This is a genomic window from Aliagarivorans taiwanensis DSM 22990 (assembly GCF_000429505.1).
Classification (GTDB): domain Bacteria; phylum Pseudomonadota; class Gammaproteobacteria; order Enterobacterales; family Celerinatantimonadaceae; genus Aliagarivorans; species Aliagarivorans taiwanensis.
On record NZ_AUBZ01000008.1, the window covers coordinates 100,501 to 121,876 of the forward strand.

At 55.1% G+C, this 21,376-nt stretch carries 15 protein-coding genes; 5 read left to right on the plus strand and 10 right to left on the minus strand.

Annotation, left to right across the window (positions count from 1 at the left end; genetic code table 11):
- Nucleotides 1-155 precede the first annotated feature (155 nt).
- Entirely contained in the window at nt 156-1,019 is an 864-nt protein-coding gene (locus G462_RS0107440; protein WP_026958441.1) for a transporter substrate-binding domain-containing protein, read from the plus strand.
- Here the strand turns inward: G462_RS0107440 and G462_RS0107445 are convergent.
- The 4 genes from G462_RS0107445 to G462_RS0107460 form a co-directional block, all read right to left on the minus strand.
- Nucleotides 1,016-1,702, minus strand: coding sequence for a hypothetical protein (locus tag G462_RS0107445; RefSeq protein WP_026958442.1), 687 nt, complete (start codon nt 1,700-1,702; stop codon nt 1,016-1,018). The two genes, G462_RS0107440 and G462_RS0107445, sit on opposite strands and share 4 nt — an antisense overlap.
- Nucleotide 1,703: 1 nt before the next feature.
- Nucleotides 1,704-4,817: a bifunctional proline dehydrogenase/L-glutamate gamma-semialdehyde dehydrogenase PutA gene (putA, locus tag G462_RS0107450; protein WP_026958443.1), complete on the minus strand. Its 3,114-nt coding sequence runs from the start codon at nt 4,815-4,817 to the stop codon at nt 1,704-1,706.
- 144 nt (nt 4,818-4,961) lie between these two features.
- Entirely contained in the window at nt 4,962-5,990 is a 1,029-nt protein-coding gene (locus G462_RS0107455) for an acyltransferase (protein WP_026958444.1), read from the minus strand.
- Nucleotides 5,991-6,086: 96 nt separating this feature from the next.
- The gene (locus G462_RS0107460) at nt 6,087-6,617 is read right to left on the minus strand and encodes a DUF4136 domain-containing protein (RefSeq protein WP_026958445.1); all 531 of its coding nucleotides are present in this window, start codon (nt 6,615-6,617) and stop codon (nt 6,087-6,089) included.
- 351 nt (nt 6,618-6,968) lie between these two features.
- Here G462_RS0107460 and tcdA point away from each other — a divergent pair, with 351 nt between their 5' ends.
- Both tcdA and G462_RS0107470 read left to right on the plus strand, forming a co-directional pair.
- The gene (gene tcdA, locus G462_RS0107465) at nt 6,969-7,757 is read left to right on the plus strand and encodes a tRNA cyclic N6-threonylcarbamoyladenosine(37) synthase TcdA (RefSeq protein ID WP_035477114.1); all 789 of its coding nucleotides are present in this window, start codon (nt 6,969-6,971) and stop codon (nt 7,755-7,757) included.
- 80 nt (nt 7,758-7,837) lie between these two features.
- Complete coding sequence (locus G462_RS0107470) at nt 7,838-9,475, plus strand: methyl-accepting chemotaxis protein (RefSeq protein ID WP_026958447.1); 1,638 nt, start codon at nt 7,838-7,840, stop codon at nt 9,473-9,475.
- Between the two features lie 15 nt (nt 9,476-9,490).
- On the opposite strand, the gene arfB is transcribed toward G462_RS0107470, so the two are convergent.
- The 5 genes from arfB to G462_RS0107495 form a co-directional block, all read right to left on the minus strand.
- Nucleotides 9,491-9,901, minus strand: a complete 411-nt coding sequence (gene arfB / locus G462_RS0107475) for an alternative ribosome rescue aminoacyl-tRNA hydrolase ArfB (protein ID WP_026958448.1) — start codon at nt 9,899-9,901, stop codon at nt 9,491-9,493.
- A gap of 3 nt (nt 9,902-9,904) precedes the next feature.
- Nucleotides 9,905-10,297 carry a DUF2750 domain-containing protein gene (locus G462_RS0107480; RefSeq protein WP_026958449.1) on the minus strand — a complete coding sequence of 131 codons (393 nt, stop codon included), beginning with the start codon at nt 10,295-10,297 and terminating at the stop codon, nt 9,905-9,907.
- Between the two features lie 72 nt (nt 10,298-10,369).
- The gene (locus G462_RS22020) at nt 10,370-13,441 is read right to left on the minus strand and encodes an efflux RND transporter permease subunit (RefSeq protein WP_342664474.1); all 3,072 of its coding nucleotides are present in this window, start codon (nt 13,439-13,441) and stop codon (nt 10,370-10,372) included.
- A gap of 6 nt (nt 13,442-13,447) precedes the next feature.
- On the minus strand, nt 13,448-14,563 hold the full coding sequence (locus G462_RS0107490; protein WP_026958450.1) for an efflux RND transporter periplasmic adaptor subunit: 1,116 nt from the start codon (nt 14,561-14,563) through the stop codon (nt 13,448-13,450).
- Between the two features lie 227 nt (nt 14,564-14,790).
- Nucleotides 14,791-16,833, minus strand: a complete 2,043-nt coding sequence (locus G462_RS0107495) for a hypothetical protein (protein ID WP_026958451.1) — start codon at nt 16,831-16,833, stop codon at nt 14,791-14,793.
- Nucleotides 16,834-17,031: 198 nt separating this feature from the next.
- Here G462_RS0107495 and rep point away from each other — a divergent pair, with 198 nt between their 5' ends.
- Nucleotides 17,032-19,056 carry a DNA helicase Rep gene (gene rep, locus G462_RS0107500; RefSeq protein ID WP_026958452.1) on the plus strand — a complete coding sequence of 675 codons (2,025 nt, stop codon included), beginning with the start codon at nt 17,032-17,034 and terminating at the stop codon, nt 19,054-19,056.
- A 306-nt stretch (nt 19,057-19,362) separates the two neighbouring features.
- Nucleotides 19,363-20,469 carry a protein kinase family protein gene (locus G462_RS0107505; protein WP_026958453.1) on the plus strand — a complete coding sequence of 369 codons (1,107 nt, stop codon included), beginning with the start codon at nt 19,363-19,365 and terminating at the stop codon, nt 20,467-20,469.
- On the opposite strand, the gene G462_RS0107510 is transcribed toward G462_RS0107505, so the two are convergent.
- Complete coding sequence (locus G462_RS0107510) at nt 20,452-21,192, minus strand: substrate-binding periplasmic protein (protein ID WP_157378572.1); 741 nt, start codon at nt 21,190-21,192, stop codon at nt 20,452-20,454. The two genes, G462_RS0107505 and G462_RS0107510, sit on opposite strands and share 18 nt — an antisense overlap.
- Nucleotides 21,193-21,376: the final 184 nt, after the last annotated feature.

A 21,376-nucleotide genomic window follows, 5' to 3' on the forward strand; every position in this document is an offset into this window, starting at 1 on the left:
AAAGGAAAGTGCCAAGATAGCACAAACTCAAGTGCTACCGAAAGACTGCTCAATAATGCGGCAGGTCACAGAGTCAACGCTCGGGCGTCCCTCCAACAGCAGCAATGCATGTTCTGTGCAACACTTGAGTGAAAACTAAAGCATGTTAGATCGCTATGAAGTTACAAAGCCTTGGTTTGTTAGTGAGCCTACTAATCTGTTGGCCGGGAAGTGCCAAAGAGCAGGTGACGGTGTATGTCAGTCACATCCCCCCGTTTAATATTCTCTATGGGGAGACTCGGGGAAGCGGGCAGATAGACGTTGCCATCCAACAAGTGAGAGACGCACTTGCCGACAGCTTCCAGTTTCAACTGCGCGAAGCGCCGTTTTCGCGCTTTTTCAACGATGCCCGAGCGGGCAAGGCGATCTGCCATTTCACCCTGCGCCGAACCCCAGAGCGCGAGCAGTTTCTCGATTTCAGCCCGGCCCATACCTATTCCTTCGGTAACGGCTTGATTGTCAGCGAGGGCAAGTTGGCAGCACTTAGCCCTTATCTCAACGACAATGGGCAGATTGACCTTGGACAAGCCATGGAGCAGGGCGGCTTAAAGCTGTTTGTCGAGCGTGGGCGGATCTACTCGCCGGTCATTGATCAACTGCTGGCGGAAGCCTCCAACACGCGCGGCCGAGTGACCACCTACTCAAAGCAATACCAGCTGGAAAGTAAGATCCAACTACTCCGACACCCCAACCTGCTTGGGCTGATCGGCTACCCCTCTGAAGTGTTCTATCACAATCAAGTTCAAGACCCGGAAGATCGCATCGCCTACCTAGAAGTTCAGGGCTCGCGCTATCCCACCAGTGGCCACCTGGCCTGCAGCAAGGGAGAGTGGAACGACAGCTTTATGCAGGCCGCGCAACAAGAGTTGCAGCAACTGAGCCGCTCACCGGAGTACTACGAGCTGCAATATCAATGGCTGCCGGATAATCTGCATAGCAGCTATCAGGACTTAATCGACGAGCAGCTACAGCTCGATTAAGCCTTGCTGCCCAGCGTAAGTAACTCGGTATTTCCCCCTATCGCAGTGAGATTGGTGGTGCGGGTGCGCTCGCAAACCAGCTGCAGCAAAAAATCAGGATGGGTCAGCGAGGCCTGAGGGTCACCTAGTACCTCGCAGATAAACGGAATTATCGGGCCATCACCTTCCGCTAGCTGTAAGCGGATCGCTTGCGCCAGCTCTGCCTCGCCGTAATAGCACAGCGCCGCGTATTGATGCGAGGCCAACTGATGCTGCAGGTCGATACATTCACAGCCGGTTAACAGCCCATCGGCGGGCAGCTGGCGCAGGTACAGGGTCTCGCTAAAAGATGCGAGCATCGAATCAAGTTCAGAGAAATCACTCGCTAGCAGCACCGCATTGCCTGCAGCGAGTGCGGCGATGGTCGCCACATACCAACGATAATCATCATCGTCTTGCGGGGAGTATACGAACACCAAGCCCCGTCCCGAGAGGTAGTACTCGTTACTCTCACCACTGGGGCTGGGCAGGCTCTGCTCAAGCGCACTTAGGCGCAGCATCTGGCGACACTGAAAAGCGGCTAACTGCCGCCACTGGGCAGGCACTAAGTCCAGCGCCTGCTGCCACTCCAACAATGCAGCCACCCGTTGCTGCGCACCGAGCTGTTGCCACTGTAGCCAGATCGGCGATTGTAATTGCTCCATGCTAGCCCTCCTCATCCAGTGGGTTTACCACGCAGTGGCAGAATCGCTTGAGATACAGCGGCCCGCCAGCCTTGGGGCCGGTGCCCGACAAGCCATGACCACCGAACGGCTGCACCCCAACCACTGCACCCACCTGATCGCGGTTGATATAGCAGTTGCCCACATGCAGCTGTTGCTCCAGCGCCAGATAGTGGCTGATGTTGCGGCTATGCAGCCCAAGGGTCAGGCCGTAACCGCTGTCGTTGATCTGCGCCACTAACTCGCCTAACTGATCCCGCTCATAAGGCAGTACGTGCAAAATAGGGCCAAACTGCTCCTCGCTGACCTCGGTGAAGCTCTCCACCAATAGCGCGGTTGCCGCCACATAGTGCCCCAGCTCCGCCTGTTTGGAATAAGGGCTCTGTGCCAACACCTTGCCTTGGCTATGGTAGCTGTCGATATAATCCAGCAGCTTTTGCTGAGCACTTTGGCTAATCACTGGCGCAACATCACAGCGATACTCCAGTGGGCTAGCCATCTTCAGCTCCTGCATCGCTCCGCTGAGCAGCAAGCAGAAGGGCTCAAACACCTCTTGCTGTACCGCCACCACCCGCAGGGCTGAGCAGCGCTGACCGGCCGAGACAAAGGCGGAGCGCAGCACATCGCGCACCACCTGCTCAAGCAGCGCGCTGCTATCGACGATCATCGCGTTAATCCCACCGGTCTCGGCAATCAGTACCGGCGGCGGGCCCTCTCGCTCTGCCAGGTAGCGTTGTAGATGCTTGGCCGTGGCAGTGGAGCCGGTAAAGGCCACCCCTGCCACACAGTTCGCCCGGCAAAGTTGCGGTCCAAGCTCGCTACCCGCCCCCAGCAACAGCTGTAAAGCGGCGCGCGGCAGGCCCGCTTGATACCAAAGCTCGACGGCGCGCACAGCCAACAAGCTGGTACTCTCAGCCGGTTTCGCAATCACCGTATTACCCGCCACCAAGGCCGCCGCAATCTGGCCCACAAAGATGGCCAGCGGGAAGTTCCACGGGCTGATGCAAACGAACACCCCGCGCCCTTGATAGCGGGCCACTTGCTGTAGGCCGAGGTGATCGCTAAAGCTGTAGCCAATCAGCTCGCGCTGGGCGCAGCTGCCGTAGTAATGCAGAAAGTCCACCGCCTCACGCAGCTCATCGATGCTATCTTGCAGGGTTTTACCCGCCTCTCGTTGGCACAGTGCTAACAGCTCAGGGCGGTGAGCCTCTAGCAGCTCAGCAAAGCGGTTTAAGATGCTAACCCGCTTGCTCAGGTCGAGCTGTTGCCACTCGGGCAGGCAGCGCTCAGCCTGCAACAGGGCCTCATCAACTTGGCCGCTATCGGCAAAGCCAAGCTGGCCGACCTGCTTCTCCACATGGTAGGGGCTGAACACGGCCAGCCGGTTCTCCAGATAGGTATGCTCGCTCTCATCCCCCGCCAGCTGCGATATGCCCTGCCAGTGGCAGTCATCGCGCAGATAGGGCGCCATCGCCAGCTGCAGCTCCGATAGCTGGGCGGAGTCATCTAGGTTGCTGCCTTGGGAGTTTTGTCGATAGCCCTGATAGATATCTGGCGGTAGCGGAATATGTGGGTTAGCCAGCGGGCTCATTGCCTCTAGCACGGTACAAGGGTGGGCAATCAGTTGCTCCACCGGGCAGCGCTTGTCGAACAAGCGATGAACAAAGGAGCTGTTGGCGCCATTTTCCAACAGTCGCCGCACCAGATAGGGCAATAGTTCGCGATGGCTACCGACCGGGCCATAGATGCGCACGGTTTTGCCGATCAGCTCTGAGGTGGCGCGATAGAGCGCTTCGCCCATGCCATGTAGGCGTTGGTACTCGTAGTGGTCGTGCTGCGCCATGGCGCTGATTGCCGCGATGGTGTGGGCATTGTGGGTGGCAAACTGCGGATAGAGTAGCCCCTTGATATGGGGCGATAACAACAGCCGCGCACAAGCCAGATACGCGCTATCAGTGCCCGCCTTGCGGGTAAACAGCGGATAACAGGCTTGGCCACGCTGCTGGGCCAGTTTTAACTCGGCATCCCAGTAGGCGCCTTTGACCAGCCGCACCGGGATCTTATCGCCCTGCTGATGGGCCAAGCCGGCCAACCAAGCTAGTACCGCCAATGCCGCCTTATGGTAGCTCTGCACCACCATACCAAGCTGCCCCCAGCCTTGCAGCGACAGATGGCGATAGAGTTTTTCGAACAGCTCCATGGAGAGCATCAGCCGGTCCACCTCTTCGGCATCGATGGTCAGCGGCACCTCCAACAGCTTGGCCTTTTGGCACAGCGGCAGGATGCGCTCAAACATCTCCCCCAGCACCCGCTCGCGCTGGGCCTGTTCATAGCGGGGAAACAGTGCCGATAACTTGATCGATACACTGCCTTGTTGGGTGTCGGCCACCTGCTCAATGGCGCGAAAATAGGACTTGAGGTAACGCTCGGCATCATCCATGGTCAGGGCGGCTTCGCCAAGCATATCGTAGGAGAAGCAGTAGCCCTGCATGCGCAGCTCCGCGCCATTGGCAATGGCTTGGTCCAGTGTTTCCCCTAGCACAAACTGGCGGCCTATCACCTTCATGGATTGATTGATCGCGCCGCGCAGCAAAGACTCCGAGGTGGAAGCCAGCAACCGTTGCAGTCGCGAATCCGCTGATAGACTGTGGTCAAACTCGATAATCTTGCCGCTGAGCATCAGACCCCAGGTGGAGGCGTTCACCAGTATCGATTTATCGCGTTTAAGATGGCTTTGCCAGTTGGCGCTGCTGAGCTTATCGCGGATCAAGGCGTCGGCGGTGGCCCGGTCGGGAATACGCAACAAGGACTCCGCCAGACACATCAGCAGCACCCCTTCCTCGGTGTCGAGGCTGTATTCCAACAGCAGCTGATCGAGGATGTGCAAGGCATGTTTGTCGGCACGCACCGCTTCCACCAGATGGCGGGCGACGCTATCTATCAGCGGTTTTTCAGAGAGATTGGCGCGCGCAAAGGGCTGGAGCTTGGCCAGATAGTCACTTTCATCGGCGCTGAGCAGGGCTGGGATCGCCTGCCACCAGCTCGCCAGCGGAGTGTTCAAGGCATCACTACTGAACACTTGAGCAGGGTTAAACATCGAAGACCCTCCTTAAAGGCTCGAAGTCTCCCTATAAAGCTAGGCAAGCGCGTGATTTACACAAGTTTGTAGCCAACAAGTCGGCAGCTAGGCTGATTTAGATCAACAACTTACACCAACGATTATTCAACTCTGTGACAGAGCTTAAGGCACCATCCAAGCGGTAAAGCGACTGCGGCTGAGCAAAGCGCTAACTAGCATCGCGATGGCCAGCAGCAGTGGGATCATCACTAGCAGCGCCAAGGCCGGGTGAGCAAACCACTGATAGATCCCCAAATCCAGCTCGCGCGCCGGGATTAGTAGCAAGGGATGGCACAGGTAGATGCCAAAAGAGTACTTAGAAATCAGCTGAATCGGTTTGCGCCAGCCTTGCGGGATCTGCTCGGCATAGTACTTGGCCAAGACAAACAGCGAACAGGCGATCAGCGCGGTATTCAGAGTCTTGTAGCTCATCATCACCGTCTGATATTCGCTCATCCGCCAATCTAGCCAAAGCGTCACCAGCAGGTTGCAGCCCAAGCTAAAGCCCAGCAGCATCTTCCACAGATTCAACTGGTCCTTCTGGTCGCGGTTAAACAGATACCAGCCCGCTACCAGATAGCCGGAGTAGAGAATCAGATTCTGCCGCAGCGGGGTATCAACTTTTAGCCAGTGCATCAGCGTTAGGCACAGCCAAGCGGCCAGCAACAGTCGCACTCGCTGCTCGTCCATCTTGTTCAAAAGTGGCGCTAACAGCGGGATCACAAAGTACAGCGGAATAAAATCGTAGAAGAACCATAGGTGATACCAGACCGGCTGATTGGGGCTGAGCTCGATAAGTTTCAGCATGCCGCTTACATCCCAGTGTCCGCCCAGCAGGCTGGCGGCAAAGGCGTAGATCAGCGTCCAGGTCACAAAGGGCACCACCACCTTGCCGAGGCGACGTGTCAGATAGTGGCGACAGTTAAACGGGCGGGCGTCTGAGAGAAGCAGCGCCCCAGAGATCAATATAAACACCGGCACTGCCCAGCGGCTGATGGCATTCAGCCCCACCGGAAAGGCCCAGTAGTGGAAATCGGTGAGCCCGACTTGATGGCGATAAGGGCCCAGCACATGAATGCCCACCACGGCGATGGCCGCAATACAGCGCAGTAACTCGATGAAAAACAAGGGGGTGTTAGCCGGCCGGGACATAGGTCTCTCGCTAAACGGTTTTTAGGTATTGTACGGTTTAGGGCATAAAAAAGCAGCGCTTAAGCACTGCTTTGTAGATATACCCGAGTAACCCGCTTACTGCGGCGGGAAGGCTTCGAACATCAACTCCAGTTGGCGCTGGATAAACTGCTCGCGCGCCTCAGGCTTCATGGTTTCACGCAGCTGGCTCTGCGAGATTGATGACCACACCACGCTCTCGGCGCCCGGGTCGATAAGCTCTACCACCAGCTTGCCATAGCGGCGCTCTTGCAAGCGCACCGGGCTGCTCATCACCATGCCCACGCCACTGCGGCGCGAACCAAAACCCACACCATAGGAAACGCTAGCGCCCCCTTGCTCTTCCAAGATAAAGGCCTCATCGATGCGGTAAGCCACCAGCAGATCTGGCGCTTGCTCATCTCGGGTCAGGCCATTTAACTGCAGTTGTTGGCCTAAGGCATTCTCCAGGCGGCGGTCATCCAGCCCTTTCGGCTGACCTTCCGGGAAGGGTAAGAAGTCAAAGCTTCGGTATTGACTGAAATCTTGAGTGGCGTCGAAGTCGGTGGCGGGTTTAACGGTACAACCGGCCAGCAACAACACCATAAAAGCACTAATCCAAATCTTCATAAGGGTCTCCTCGCAGAAACGTTGCAGCGCCTACAGGTTGATCCTTCATCTAGCAGGGAGGCAAAAACAGTGATCGATACCTTAACAACGAAGGCTAAACGTATTTCGCTTAACCGGGCATCGACCAACACACGGGCGCGCTCTATACAGACCGGATAAAACGGAATAACTCACGCTACGTGCAGCATTGCGGATAAAATACCAACAATCGCCGCTAAATTACACCGCTCTGAATCTAGTGACAGGGGGAGAGAGTTGGTAAACACGTTCAATAGACCCGGGATTGCTGGAACAGTTCAAAAGCTGCGCAGCTTTGCTATAATCGCGGCCCTTTTTATCTTCGGTGGCAGTATGAGTTCTTATCAGCAGCGCTTCGGTGGCATTGGCCGCTTGTACGGCAATAAAGCATTGGCAGCCTTTAGCCAGGCCCACGTTTGTGTGGTGGGTATTGGTGGCGTGGGCTCGTGGGCGGCCGAGGCACTGGCGCGCAGCGGCATTGGTAAGATCACCCTGATTGATTTAGACGATATCTGTACCACCAACACCAACCGTCAGATCCACGCCCTCACTGACACAGTGGGCGAGAGTAAGACCGAGGTGATGCGCGAGCGGATCGCCCAGATCAACCCAGAGTGCGAGTGCTTCGAGATCGAAGACTTCGTTACCCGCGACAACATGGCCGAGTATCTGGACGCGCGCTTCGACTACGTGATCGATGCCATCGACAGCGTCAAGGCCAAAGCGGCGCTAATTGCACACTGTAAACGCAACAAGATTAAGTTGGTGACAGTAGGCGGCGCGGGCGGACAGATCGATCCCACCCAGATCCAGATCAGCGACCTGGCCAAGACCATCCAAGACCCGCTGGCCGCCAAGGTGCGCAACGAGCTGCGCCGCTTCTATAACTTCTCGAAAAACCCCAAACGTAAGTTCGGCATCGATTGTGTTTACTCCACCGAGCAGCTGATCTACCCCGACAACGAAGGCGAAACCTGCATGGCCAAGCCTGATGCCGGCGGTAGCATGCGCATGGACTGCAGTTCCGGCTTTGGCGCCGTCACCCATGTGACCGCCAGCTTTGCCTTTGCCGCCGTGTCCAAAGTGTTGAGTAAGCTGGCACAAAAAGCCCAACAATCCTAAGCCACAGGCCCCCCTTCACTGGCCGTCATGCAATAAGGCTTCTATGGTTAATCAACTGCATAACCGAAAGAAGCCTTGTTATGTTAAAAAACACTACCAGCCTACGTTTCAAAGTCTTACTACTACTCTTTCTGGCTCTGCTCTCACTAACTGGCGTCGCACTTTACAGTGCCGTGCAACTGGATGTTGCCAGCGCCCGTTTTGAAGAAGTGAGCGAGGAAGAGGTTGCCCTCAACCAGCTGGCGCTGCGTGCCAACATCGAGTTCAAACGGCAAGTCCAGGAATGGAAGAATGTCTTGCTTCGCGGCCACGACCCAGAGCAAAACCGCAAGTACTGGCAGCGCTTCCAGGACCAGCAACAGAAGGTGCAACAGTTGGTCAGCGAGCTTGAGACAGGCCTCAGCGCCGCCGGTTTTAACCAACAAGCCCAGATTGCCAAGCAGTTTCTCAACGATCATCGCACCATGGGCCAGGCCTATGCCCGGGGTAAGCAAGAGTACGAGAACGCCAACTTTAACTTCGAGCGCGGCGATGCGGCAGTCAAAGGCATCGACCGAGCTCCGTCCAAGGCGATGGACCAGCTGAGTGAGGAGCTCAGTGCCCTCAGCACCGAACAAGTCACGACGGTGATTAACCGCGCTGAATCGGCGGTCACCCTCACCTATTGGGTAATCGCAATCGTTGCACTGATCATGTTGATTGGCTGCCCGCTATTAATGGATCGCCAGTTTATCAGCCCACTCAATGTGCTGATCGACCATGTCAGCACCTTGGCCAAGGGGCGACTCAACATCCAGGTGGAGTCCAAGCGCGATGACGAGCTAGGCCGCCTCGCTAAGGCCACCCAAACCCTGCAGCAGTTCCTGCAAGCCACAGTCAGCGACCTGCGTAACTCTAGCGCGCAATTGGATGATGCCTCCTCTAGCCTAAAAGGCATGTCGGAAGATATCGCCACCGGCACCCACCAGCAGCGCGAGAGCAGCGACTTGGTTGCCACCGCCATTCAGCAGATGTCGCACTCGGCCGATGAAGTCTCGCAAAACGCCGCCACCACTGCCGAGACCACCAACGATACCGACCAAACCGCCGCCCAAGGCTCTGCTGCCATGCAGGAAGTGACCAAGAGTATTCAGCAGCAGGTGGAAGATATCGCCAGCGCTGGTGAGGTGGTGAAAAAGCTGGCGGGCGATACCAGCAATGTGGGCGCGGTATTGGATGTGATCCGCGGGATTGCCGAGCAAACCAACCTGCTGGCGCTTAACGCCGCCATTGAAGCAGCGCGCGCTGGCGATCAAGGGCGCGGCTTTGCGGTGGTGGCCGACGAGGTGCGCACTCTGGCGCAAAAAACCCAGCAGAGCACCACCGAGATCCAAAACATCCTCGAGAAGATCCAAGAGGGCGCCAACAACGCGGTGGGCGCTATGGAGCAAAGCCAACAGCGGACCGACGAAGTGGTCGATCATGTCTCCACCGCCGAAGGGCTACTGGGCGAGATTGTCACTGCCATCGGCAGCATCAATGATATGAACCTACAGATCGCCTCGGCCGCCAAGGAGCAAACCACCGTCGCCGGAGAGATTGCTAACTTGGTGGAGCGGATCGCCGAGGTGGCCAATCAAAATGCCGAGCAGGTGGAAGAGTCGAGCCAGCTAAGCTCACAGCTACATATGCTGGCGGATGAGTTTAACTCCAAGCTGAAGAACTTTCAGACCGAGTAGCCTCACGCTAGGTGGCTAGTAAACCTTACCGCGCAGCGCTTTCACTTGGCTGCGCTTGGTTTTGCCTTCTAGGCGCCGTTTCTGGGAAGCGCGGGTTGGACGGGTTGCCCTGCGGGTTTTCTGCACCACCGCCACCGATTGGATCAGCTCGCGCAGCCGATTAAGTGCATCTTCCCGATTCGTCTCTTGGGTGCGAAATTGCTGCGCCTTGATCACCAACACCCCATCCTTGGTCATCCGCTTGTCTTTCAATGCCAGCAGTCGCTCCTTGTAGAACTCCGGCAAGGAGGAGGCCGCCACGTCAAAACGCAGATGAATCGCCGAACTCACCTTATTAACGTTCTGGCCGCCGGCACCTTGGGCGCGGATCGCCTGCAGCTCGATTTCGTCGTCTGCCAGCTCTACGGTATTGGAGATCTTTAACACGGTTTAGCGCATCTTCTTCTGTTGCTGACGCAGTTCGTACTCCAGCTCTTCCGGGTAGAGCACCACGCCGTCTTCCTGCTCGCTGGGGAACACTGCCACCGCCAGTTGGTCTTCTTCCAGACCGGGGATCCAGCGGCTCATCCACTGTTTCAGCGGGATCGCCTTGGGATGGCAGTCCTGCCACTCTTCATCGCACCAAGACTCGGCAAACTCGCGGTTTGGCCAGACTGGCACACAGTCCTCGTCTTCGCTGTTTAGCATCACCGAGCCGTGTTCATCGCAGAGGATCCACATCTCTTGATGCTCGACCACCTGCTTAACCAGGTAGCGAAGGCGTTGGTCATTATCGAACTCGAGAATTTGCTGGATGCGCTCTGCGCTAAGGGCCGCACTCATGGCAGTTCCTTATTGTGGGGAAATTATGGCTATAGCCTAGGGGAAAACTGCCCCTAGGCCAAGCCATCAGGATCAGGCTTTCGGCGTTAATGCATCGAGGTAGCCCACCTCGGGCAAGGGCTTGTGCTTAGAGCCCAGATAGCTATACACCACAGGCAGCACAAACAGGGTAAATAGGGTGCCAATCGACAGCCCGGCACAGATCACCAGCCCGATATCAAACCGCGCCGCCGCCCCCGGCCCGCTGGCCATCAGCAGCGGCACCAAACCCGCCACCATCGAAATGGTAGTCATCAGCACTGCCCGCAAGCGAACCCGCGCCGCATGACGGATCGCAGTGAGCCGATCTTCACCTTGATTCATCTGCCGCTCTTTGGCCACCTCGCACATCAAGATGCCGTGTTTGGCAATCAGCCCCACCAGGGTAATCAAACCGATCTGGGTATAAATGTTCATGCTGGAAAAGCCCCAGGCCATCATCAGCAAGGCGCCGCAAATCGCCAAGGGGACCGTGAACATAATCACCAAGGGGTCGCGTAGGCTCTCAAACTGCGCCGCCAGTACCAAAAAGATGATCGCCATCGCCAACACAAAGGTAGTGTAGAGCGCCGCCCCTTCTTGCTTGAACTGACGCGCCTCGCCTTTGAAGTCGAAGCTATAACCCACCGGCAACAGTTCCGCCGCTTGCTGTTCCATATAGGCAATCGCATCGCCCAAGGAACGGCCCGGCATAATCACCGCATTGATGGTGATGGCGTTGATTTGGTTCATCTGTAGCAGCGCCGCCGGCTGGGCATCGAGGTGCCAATCCACCAGATTCTCCAGCGGCACCAGCTTGCCATCGACGGCTTTTACATAGTACTGACCAATCGATTCGGGGCTAAGGCGATAGCTGCGCTGTACCTGCGGGATCACCTCATAGGCCCGCCCATCGTAGTTGATGTGATTGACGTAGCCATCGCCCATCAGCGTCGACAGAGTAGTGGCAATATCGGCCATTCTCACCCCGTAAGCACCGGCTTTATCGCGGTTAACGCGAATGTTCAGCCGAGGGCTTTCAAACTTGGTATCGCTGTCGACAAACACAAACAGGCCGCTTTGCCAGGCGCGCTGCATCAGCTGATCGGCGAGCTGGGCCATGCTGCGATAGTCGGCCTGACTCTGCAGCACAAACTGCATCGGGAAGCCGTCGGAGCCGGGCAAGGCCGGCAGCGGGAAGATGGATGCACTGACTCCAGCAATATCGCTGATCGCCGCGGTTAGATTTTCGATCTGCTCGGCCTGATTGGTGGATTGCTCCTCCCACGGCACCGAGCTAATAAAACCCAGGCCTTGGGTTGAGCTGGGGATACCGGCCAGGGTAAAGGCCCGAGCGATATCTTCTACCTCCAGGCTACGCCGGCCGATCTCGGTAGTGTGCTGATCCATGTAATCTAGGTTGGCCCCGGCCGGGCCATTGGCGATCAGCATCACCGCGCCTTTCTCTTCGGTGGGCGCCAGCTCGCTGGGGATCAGCATGTTGAGCGGCAGCAGCATCGCCAGCACGATAAAACCAAAGCTGAGGATCACCCCACGTAGCTTGAGAGCACCGCCCAGCAGGTAGTCGTAGCCCGAATCCAGTTTATCTAGGAAGCGGTGCACCGCCTCTTCAAAGCCCTTCGGTTGCTCGCTTTTCTTGAGCAGCTTGGAGCACATCATCGGCGACAGGGTCAGCGCCACAAAGCCAGAGACAAACACCGCCCCCGCCAACGTTAGGGCAAATTCTGAGAACAGCACCCCAGTCATCCCCTCCACCATGGCAATCGGCGCGTACACCGCCGCCAGCGTAATGGTCATGGCGATCACTGGCATGGCAATCTCGCGAGTACCGACAATGGCCGCTTCAAACGGGCTCATGCCTTGGCGGATATGTCGGTCGACGTTTTCCACCACCACAATGGCATCATCAACCACTAACCCGATGGCTAATACCATCGCCAGTAGCGTGAGCAGATTGAGCGAGAACCCCAGCATTTGCATCGCCAGACAGACACCAATCAGCGACAACGGAATCGCAATCACCGGGATAATCACTGCCCGCAGGTTGCCCATAAACAGGAAGATCACCACCACCACGATAACCGCCGCTTCGGCGATGGTCATCAACACCTCTTTAATCGATGCCTCGATGTATTCGGTGGCATCGTACAGCGGCTCCAAGGTCATCCCTTCCGGCAGGTTATCGGCAATGCCCGGCAGCAGTTGCTTGACGCCTTTGGCCACGTTGATCGGGTTGGCGGTTGGGGTCGGGTCAATGGCAATGGTAATCGAATCGTCACCGCTGGCTTTGGCAATCACGGTTTCCCGCGCCGCCGCCAGCTCCATCTCGGCCACATCCCGCAGCCGCACCAAGCCGGCATCGCTGCGCGAGATAATCAGCTGCTCAAACTGCGCCTGAGTTTTCAGGTCGGTGTCCACTTCCACGTCGTACACCATAAAGCGGCTCTCGGCCTGCCCCGGCGCAGCGCGGTAGTTGTTCTGGCGCAGCGCATCCACCACCTCGGCGGCGGTTAGGCCGTAGTTCGCCAACTTAACCGGGTCGAGCCAGATCCGCATCGCCATCTCCGGGCCATACACATTGGCCTTAGCCACGCCGCTGACCGTGACCATTTGCGGCTGAATCACCCGGCGGGCAAAGTCGGCCACCTCAGGGCGGGTTAAGCGGTCGCTACGCAAGGATATATACAGAATCGAGGTTGACGAGCCGGTGGAGCGGGAGATATTCGGGTCCAAGGCCTCAGCAGGCAAGCGCGCACGCACCGAATTCACCTTGGCCATGATCTCGGAAAGCGCGGCATCGGGGTCGGCGCCAATCTTCATATACGCCGATACAGAGCTGCGCCCCATGGCCGAGGACGACAGGATGTAATCGAGGTGATCCGCCTCGGCAATCGCCTGCTGCAAGGGCTGGGTGATAAAGCCCTGAATCACATTAGCCGGCGCCCCAAAATAGGAGGTATCGACAGTGATCACCGTGTTGGTCAGCTCCGGGTATTCGCGGATCTGCAGCTTAAGCAGCGCCTGCACGCCGACAATCAGCAGCAGCGCACTGAAGGCAAAGGCCATCACCGGGCGACGAATAAAGACATCGGTAAAACGCATCATCGCCCCCTAGCTTTTTGGCAGCGTAGCAGGGCGCTGCACAAAGCTGTCTTCCACCAGCTCCACCAGCGTGCCGTTGCGCAAGCGCACCTGACCGGAGCGCACCACCTGCTCGCCAATCTCCAGCCCTTGTTCCACCAGCGCCCAATCGCCTTGACGCATCGCCACCTTGATATCGCGCCGCTGCGCCCGTGGCTCACCGGCCTCATCCGGGGCAATCACAAACACCGATTGGCCATAGATATTAAAGCTGATGGCTTGTTGGGGAATCACGACCTGCTCGCTCAGCAGTGGCAGGAGTACCCGCACATCGCTGTACATCCCAGAGCGCAGCAGCCCTTCGGCATTGGGGATCTCGGCCTGCACCTCCACCACCCCACTGCGCGCCTCAACAATCGGTTCAATCGCGGTAATAGTGCCGAGGAATTCTCGCTCAGGGTAAACATCACTGCTTAGCTGCACCTCGCCGCCGATCTCGATACGCGGCAGTTGAGTCTGGGCCACCGAAAAGCGCAGCAGCATATGGCTGAGGTCTTCCAAGTGTGCAATCTGCTGACCCGCTTGAATAAACTCCCCCAAATTAACCTGACGCAGCCCGATAATACCGGCGAAGGGAGCGCGAATCTCACGACGTGCAATGGTCGCGCGCAGCGCAGCAATATCGGCTTCCAGTGCCAGATAAGCGGCCTGGCTATCGTCAAACTGGGTCTGCGACACCGAACCGCGCTCCAGTAGTTGCTGGTGGCGTTCCAACTGACGTTTCACCGAGGGCAGGCGAGCTCTCGCGCTGGCCAAATTGGCGCGCTCCACCTCAGATTCCAGACTCACCAGCAACTGGCCTTTGCTTACCGACTGGCCCGAGCGAAAGTGAATCTCGCTAATAGAGCCCGATACCGAGCTGGCCACCACCACACCTTGGCGCGGCTCAATCAAGCCAATCGAAGCAATCGATGGCTGCCAGTCGCGCGCCTCAACCTCAACCACTTCCACCGGAAAGCGCGGCTCCGGGCGCGCCGCCATCTGCTCGGCCATCTGACCGAACTGATGAAACTTGTAACCAAACACACTGCCGAACATGGCGGCCGCCAACAGCAGCATCACCACAATGGCAAAGAACTTCTTCATCGGATTGACTCCATTCAAACAACGAAATGAGCAGTTAAGGGTGTAACCAGGAAGCGCGGGTATCGAGGTAGGCGAGTTGTGTCCATCCCTAGAACAAGGCCGAAATTCCAAGAGGGAATCTTACCGCTTTAAAGACTAAAAATCTGTTACAAGACGGACAGTTATAACAAAAGTTGTGGTAGTTCGTGCCGCCTAAATGGCGGCACTTTGGCAGGAGCTATTTGAACCTAGTAAAAATTGCGGATCTCAAGGTCCATGCTTTCTCCACCAGCACAGTTGATGGTCAGATCCATCATGCTCAATACTTCGATGCTATTTTCATCTAAGCCATTAATTAACTTAAAATTAGCCTCTGGAGAATCACAACTATCAGCTAGAGAAAATGCTAAATCGCTGAACTCATATAATTCGATACCTAAACGGCTCGAACTATATTGGTTACCACCCAAATGATTTACATCGTTAAACTCTAGAACAAGATTTCTCAGGTAGCCTTCCTGATTCGCTTGCAAAGAAACCCTTACCTCGGTGTAATCAGTATCATCCGAAGAGTTCCCCCACGAATTCGACGTGATATTTCCAATAAACAGTGACTTACCAAACGGTTCAGCAGAAAATCCACTAGTGTCCGTCACTTCCAGGTAGCTTTTCTCAGTATCATTTGAGGCTTGTTGGACCACCATAACATCCGTTGACCATGAGCCTTCAAAATCATAGGCAGTAAAGGTAAATGCTAGCACTTCACCATCTTCGACTAACAGTCGAGTGCTCGCAGTACCATCGCCATTGTCAACGAACTCGGTTACCTTGAACGCATCGGTTGATTCCCATTGATATCCAGCAGCCGCACCAGCTGTGCTGCCAACAAGGGTGACTACATCACCAGAAACTACGAACTGGTCCTCTCCGGCATTAGGTTCAAAGTCGGTGACTACATCGCCTGTCGTCAACAACTTCGCGATTGAGCAGCTTCCACCAATACTGCTGCGCTCAATATCGACATCAAAATACCCATGCATGGCCATCTCTGCGCCAGAGGGGGTAGCTTGAATGCTACTCACGGTGTAACCAGAGTCAGTTTCACTGAAATCGAGGGCAATTTCGTTTCCTGTGAACATGTGACTCAAGCTAATACCTGAAAACACGACAGCTTTTGGAGCGAGCGGGAAGCTAAATTCTAGCTGTTCAGGAATATCAACATACTCCACGCCGCCATAGTTAAAGCCCTGCTCACTGAGCTTCACTCGTCCATTAGTGACGATGCGATCGGGAATCACACCACAGTCGGTAAGAGCACTGCCACGCAACATTGCATCACTAATACCGACATGACGATAGCTAGCAGGGAATATTATCAGTGACGGATCTAGGGTTTCAGAGCCATTTACTCCATCCCCATCACCGACGAGGGTAACGACAGGCCAATCATCAGCAAATTGAACATCAATTTTGTGACTTCCCTTTGCTTTAACCAACATTCGCCCTGAATCGGGATAATCAAGTAGTTTCCCTGCTAGCGTTTGCGGTGTAGACAGGGAGTAACTTAACCAGCTCTGCCCATCAAACAACTGGTAGTCGCCAGTTGTCGTCAACTGATAACGCTTGCTAGCAAAATCATAGGTTAAGACTGAAGAAGCAGATTCTGACTTAAATATCCCGCCAACATCCATGCCATCGCCCGACTGTGAAACCTTCAAGCTCTCTTGCGTACCATCAGAGGTGTAAGAGACTTGTAACTCAGAATCCAAACTAAGGTAGAAGCTCTCAAACTCACCCTCGAGTAATACCTGACTGTTTACAAAAGTCAGTTCCCCTTCAAGGCTTGTGATGAAATCACTGTTTCGCTGGGCTGCTGTCACCGATAAACGAACCTCACCGTCCACGGCAAGCATGTCTACCCCTTCTAAATGGCAGTCTTCAAAGGCAAGCGAGTACTCGTTCCCATCGGCCAGCGTACCAGAGCTACCTAAGCTAGATATCGTTAAGTTGGATGTACTAAAGTCTGCAGCTTCTAGACAACCGATAGTCACTTGCGAGTCATCGCCCATCACGTTAAGTGCGCTCACAGTAAGCCTTACCAGTGCGGGCTCGTATGCGGCCAAGTTGGTAGTCAGCGCAGCAAACCCAAGAGTGTCGAGAGTAATTGGGGAAAGCGAGTCATTATCTGAACTCCCGGTTGAGCCACCTCCATCTCCACCTCCGCCACCTCCACATGCAGCAAGTAGAACAGTACAACTAACACCCATAACCGCGTACTTCAAACGACTCATAAAATCTCCTTTCCCTGGAACTATGTGTTTCAATTCAATCAATTAAAGATTAGTGAGATAGAACATTATTATATTTTTTAGGAGCTTAGTAATGATTTGATTATTAAAGCGCCATAAGTTTGATCTTAGCCAAATCACCAAACGCTAGACCTCTCCCCTCAATCAGCTAAAATCACCGCCCAACAAAGAGGTGACACCGTGAAACTCAATCCCGCTCAATCTGACGCAGTGAACTATATTTCTGGGCCTTGCCTGGTGCTGGCAGGCGCTGGTAGTGGCAAAACCCGAGTCATTACCAACAAGATTGCCCACTTGGTGCAAAACTGCGACTACAACCCCAAGCACATTGCGGCGGTGACCTTTACCAATAAGGCTGCCCGTGAGATGAAAGAGCGGGTAGGACAAACGCTGGGTCGTAAGCAGAGCCGTGGCTTGCGGGTGTCGACCTTCCATACTTTGGGACTGGATATTATTCGCCGTGAGCACAAGCATCTAAAGCTGAAGGCCAACTTCTCGCTGTTTGACGATCAGGACCAAATGGCCCTGCTCAAAGAGCTCACCGAGAAAGAGCTGGAAGGCGATAAGGATCTACTCAAGCAGCTACTTAGCTGTATCTCTAACTGGAAGAATGATCTGATTCTCCCTCAGCAAGCGGTCGGTCATGCCAAGGGGGAAAAAGATCAGCTGTTTGCCCACCTCTATCAGCGTTACCAGCGCCAGCTAACCGCCTACAATGCGCTGGACTTTGACGACCTGATCCTGATGCCAACCCTGCTGCTGGCCAACAATCAGGAAGTGCGCACCCGCTGGCAAAGCACTGTGCGCTATCTGTTGGTGGACGAATACCAGGACACCAACACCAGCCAATACCAGTTGGTGAAACTGCTGGTTGGCGAGCGCGCCCGCTTTACCGTGGTGGGTGATGATGACCAGAGCATCTACTCTTGGCGTGGCGCCCAGCCGAAAAACCTGATGTTGCTACAGCAAGACTTCCCGTCACTGCGGGTGATTAAGCTGGAGCAAAACTACCGCTCGACCCAGCGGATTCTGAAATGCGCCAACATTCTGATCGAGAACAACGAGCACATCTTCACCAAGAGCCTGTTCTCCGAAATGCCCTATGGAGAGGTGATTAAGATCCTGTTTGCTAAAAACGAAGAACAGGAAGCCGAGCGGGTCGTGGCAGAGCTCATCGGCCACCGCTTTATGAACAACGCCAGCTATCGCGACTACGCCATTCTCTATCGAGGTAACCACCAGTCGCGGTTGATGGAAAAGGCGCTGATGACCAACCGGGTGCCATATAAAATCAGCGGCGGCACCTCGTTCTTCGCCCGAGCCGAGATTAAAGACCTAATGGCCTATCTACGGGTGCTGGTAAACCCAGAAGACGATAACGCCCTGCTGCGCATCATCAACACGCCTCGGCGCGAGATCGGCCCGGTTACACTGGAAAAGATTGGCAATATGGCCAACGAAAACCACAAGAGCCTGTTCGATACTGCCTGCTCAATGCAGCTGACCACGGTGCTGAGCGGCCGCAGCCTGGCAGCGGTGCAGGAGTTCACCGAGTGGATGAACACGCTCCGCCGCCGAGTCGAAGGTAACGATGCGCTACAGGCGGTGCGCGACCTGATTAAAGATATTCAGTACGAAGACTTCCTCTACGAAACCAGTCCCAGTGCCAAGGCTGCGGAGATGCGGATGAAGAACGTCTCCGAGCTGTTCCGCTGGGTATCAGGGATGCTGGAAGGCGATAACGACAACGAGCCGATGACCCTCGAGCAGGTGGTTAATAAGCTGATCCTGCGCGATATGATGGAACGCGGCGAAGATGATGACGAGCTCGATCAAGTTCAGTTGATGACCCTGCACGCCTCAAAAGGGCTGGAGTTCCCCTTCGTCTACCTGATCGGTATGGAGGAAGGCCTGCTGCCCCACCAGAGCAGCATCGATGAAGACAACGTGGAAGAGGAGCGCCGCCTTGCCTATGTAGGGATTACCCGCGCCCAGCAAGAACTCACCTTCACCCTGACCCGCGAACGCCGCCAGTTTGGTGAGCTAATCAAACCAGAACCGAGCCGCTTCTTGTATGAGTTGCCACAGGATGACCTAGACTGGGAGCGTCGCCGCAAGGTGGAAAGCGCCGAGGAGCGCCAAGCCAAAGGCGAGAAAGGAATCGCGGCACTGCGAGCCGCCTTGAACCAAGGCAACAAAAAATAACACCACATCCCAGCCAGTTCGCAGCCACGAGCGCGAACTGGCTAGCCAATCGCCTCCCGATTGCATAGCAAGCAAGCTTGCTAAAGGCGACTTATACGCATTTCCCATCGACAAATTGAGTTTTTTATCACTCCAGCAAGCAAAGAAGTCGCCCGATCGCTGCAAGATTAATGTGATCTACCGCGTGTTAAGCAAACTTCCCGCTAAGGAACTGTGATCGAAAGGGTTTTCATTTTTGCCTGAGCACTGACGCGCCGCATAGGCAGATTTACAATCCTCTGGCGCTGTGTAGATCACGGAGGAAACATGACCGCGCGTGCCGAGCAACGCCAGCAGCAACAACTCGCTTTTCAAGCTAGCAACCAGAATATTGAGGTTGGCTTAGCCTCTGCTTGTCCGTTAGCAGTGGCAGAACTAACCGAGATAGACGAGCATTCGCCTCATGTACGGGAGGTGTTTGACGGGGGGCTGACCGCCAAGGTCTACCACCTGGAAGTTGATGGTTCGCACTACTGCCTGAAACAGCAACGTCGGCCCGCGTTGGTAAAGAACGCAGACGGTGCCACGTCGTTCCTCAACGAGGTGCAGCGTCGCCAAGACCTTCAAGCGCTAAAACAACGGCCAGCAACATCGGCCGCGTTTAAACATATTGTTCCGACCTTGTACGCCAATTACCGGGAGGGAATCATCCTATCCCCGTGGATTGAAGGGACGATCCTCGACCGCTTTAGTCGGGAGATCTTTAACCAGCTATTCTCAACCTTGTTTGCTCTAGAGCAAGCCGGGCTAATGGAGTGGGACCTCTCCCCCGGTAATATTCTCTACGATGGCCACAACATTCACCTGTTCGATTTTGGCTACATGTATCGCTTCGATCCGCTGGCTGAGTACAATAGCGATGGCCTGACACTTCCTGAGTTCCACGCTGCAGAGCGTTTCGAGACTCGCAACCTGTTTGGCTTTTTGCTGCGCTACCAAGACAGCATGACCGAAAGCGATCGCCTCGCCCTGTTCCGCGAGCTCAAAGAAGCAGCCCTAGATAGCTACACCCAAAAACGCATTTGGTTACGCCAGAACTATGCGAAAACTCAAGTAATCGACTGGGTCACCACCATCATCGCCCGTTGGGAGAAGGCGCTGGATTGCGACACCGCCCTCGCCAGCCTGTACCGCGCCGAGAGCTTCCGCAGCCACTGTCTGGATATTGCCGACGACCTCAGCGGCAAGAGCTGCACCCCCACCACCCTGCTACGCATCGACGCGGTGATTGAGACCTTGGCCACCCACTACCTAGAGCTGAAAGCGCGCGACGCCTTGCTGTTTGACAATAAAGAACTCGGTCAGCACGACCTGATCCACAAGTACCAGGCATGCCGCAAGCAAGCTGAGAAGTACTTACTCAGCACGAGCTGATGCAATACATTGAGGGAGTGTAGCGTTGAAGCTATCTAGAAAAGCTGGATTAGCTTTTAGCCAATCATGAGTGAAGTAAACACCAAGTTCTTGAGTATCCCACACCTGTCGATACAGCTCGGTGTAGATACAACCATCCATCGTTTCTTTACGATAAACCTCATCTGTTGCAGCAACGATATCCAAGCGCCCCAACTGCATCATCTCAAACAGCACATGATAGTTGGCCCTTGGGTGTAGCTTACTGAACCCAGCCTGTTCCAGAGAACGATGCAATGCCGAGTTTCTTAACACTCCTATTCGATCAATCTGATGATAGTTGATAAGCGGTTCCCGCAACTCTTTGGTCGAAAACAGCTCCCGCTCTATCGTGCTAATAGGAGCACTTAACTGGCCAAACTCATCTCGCTCTGGGGTTTGCGCAGCCAAAAAAAATCCATCGATAGTTGAATCTTGATATTGCCTTAATACCCGGCTCAAGGGCTGAATCGATAGCTGGTATTGCTGATCCAGTTCATCCAGAGCACACTCAACGACATCGACAAAAAAACCTCTCGGCTCTCCTTTGCCATCGGAATACTGGAAAGGCTCAAGCGGATGCATCGACAGCTGAAGCGTATCGGCTGAGAGTCTACCACTGCAAACCGACAGCATAACAGTGACCCCGAAGGTAGTTATGCAACCAGCTTTCGCCCAGTACTTTTTCAACAACAGATTACTCACAACCAACCTCACTAATCTCCAGCTTTCTAGAAGGTTTTAATCGCCGACACAGCATGAGTCAGTGCCACAAACACTCGAGTGCTTTACCTATCGAAGACCTTCATACCCGATTGCGTAAATTTCAATCAGAATAAATGTGAGCAAGCGCACGCGGATAAAACTCTTAATGCGGGTAGCAACTTTC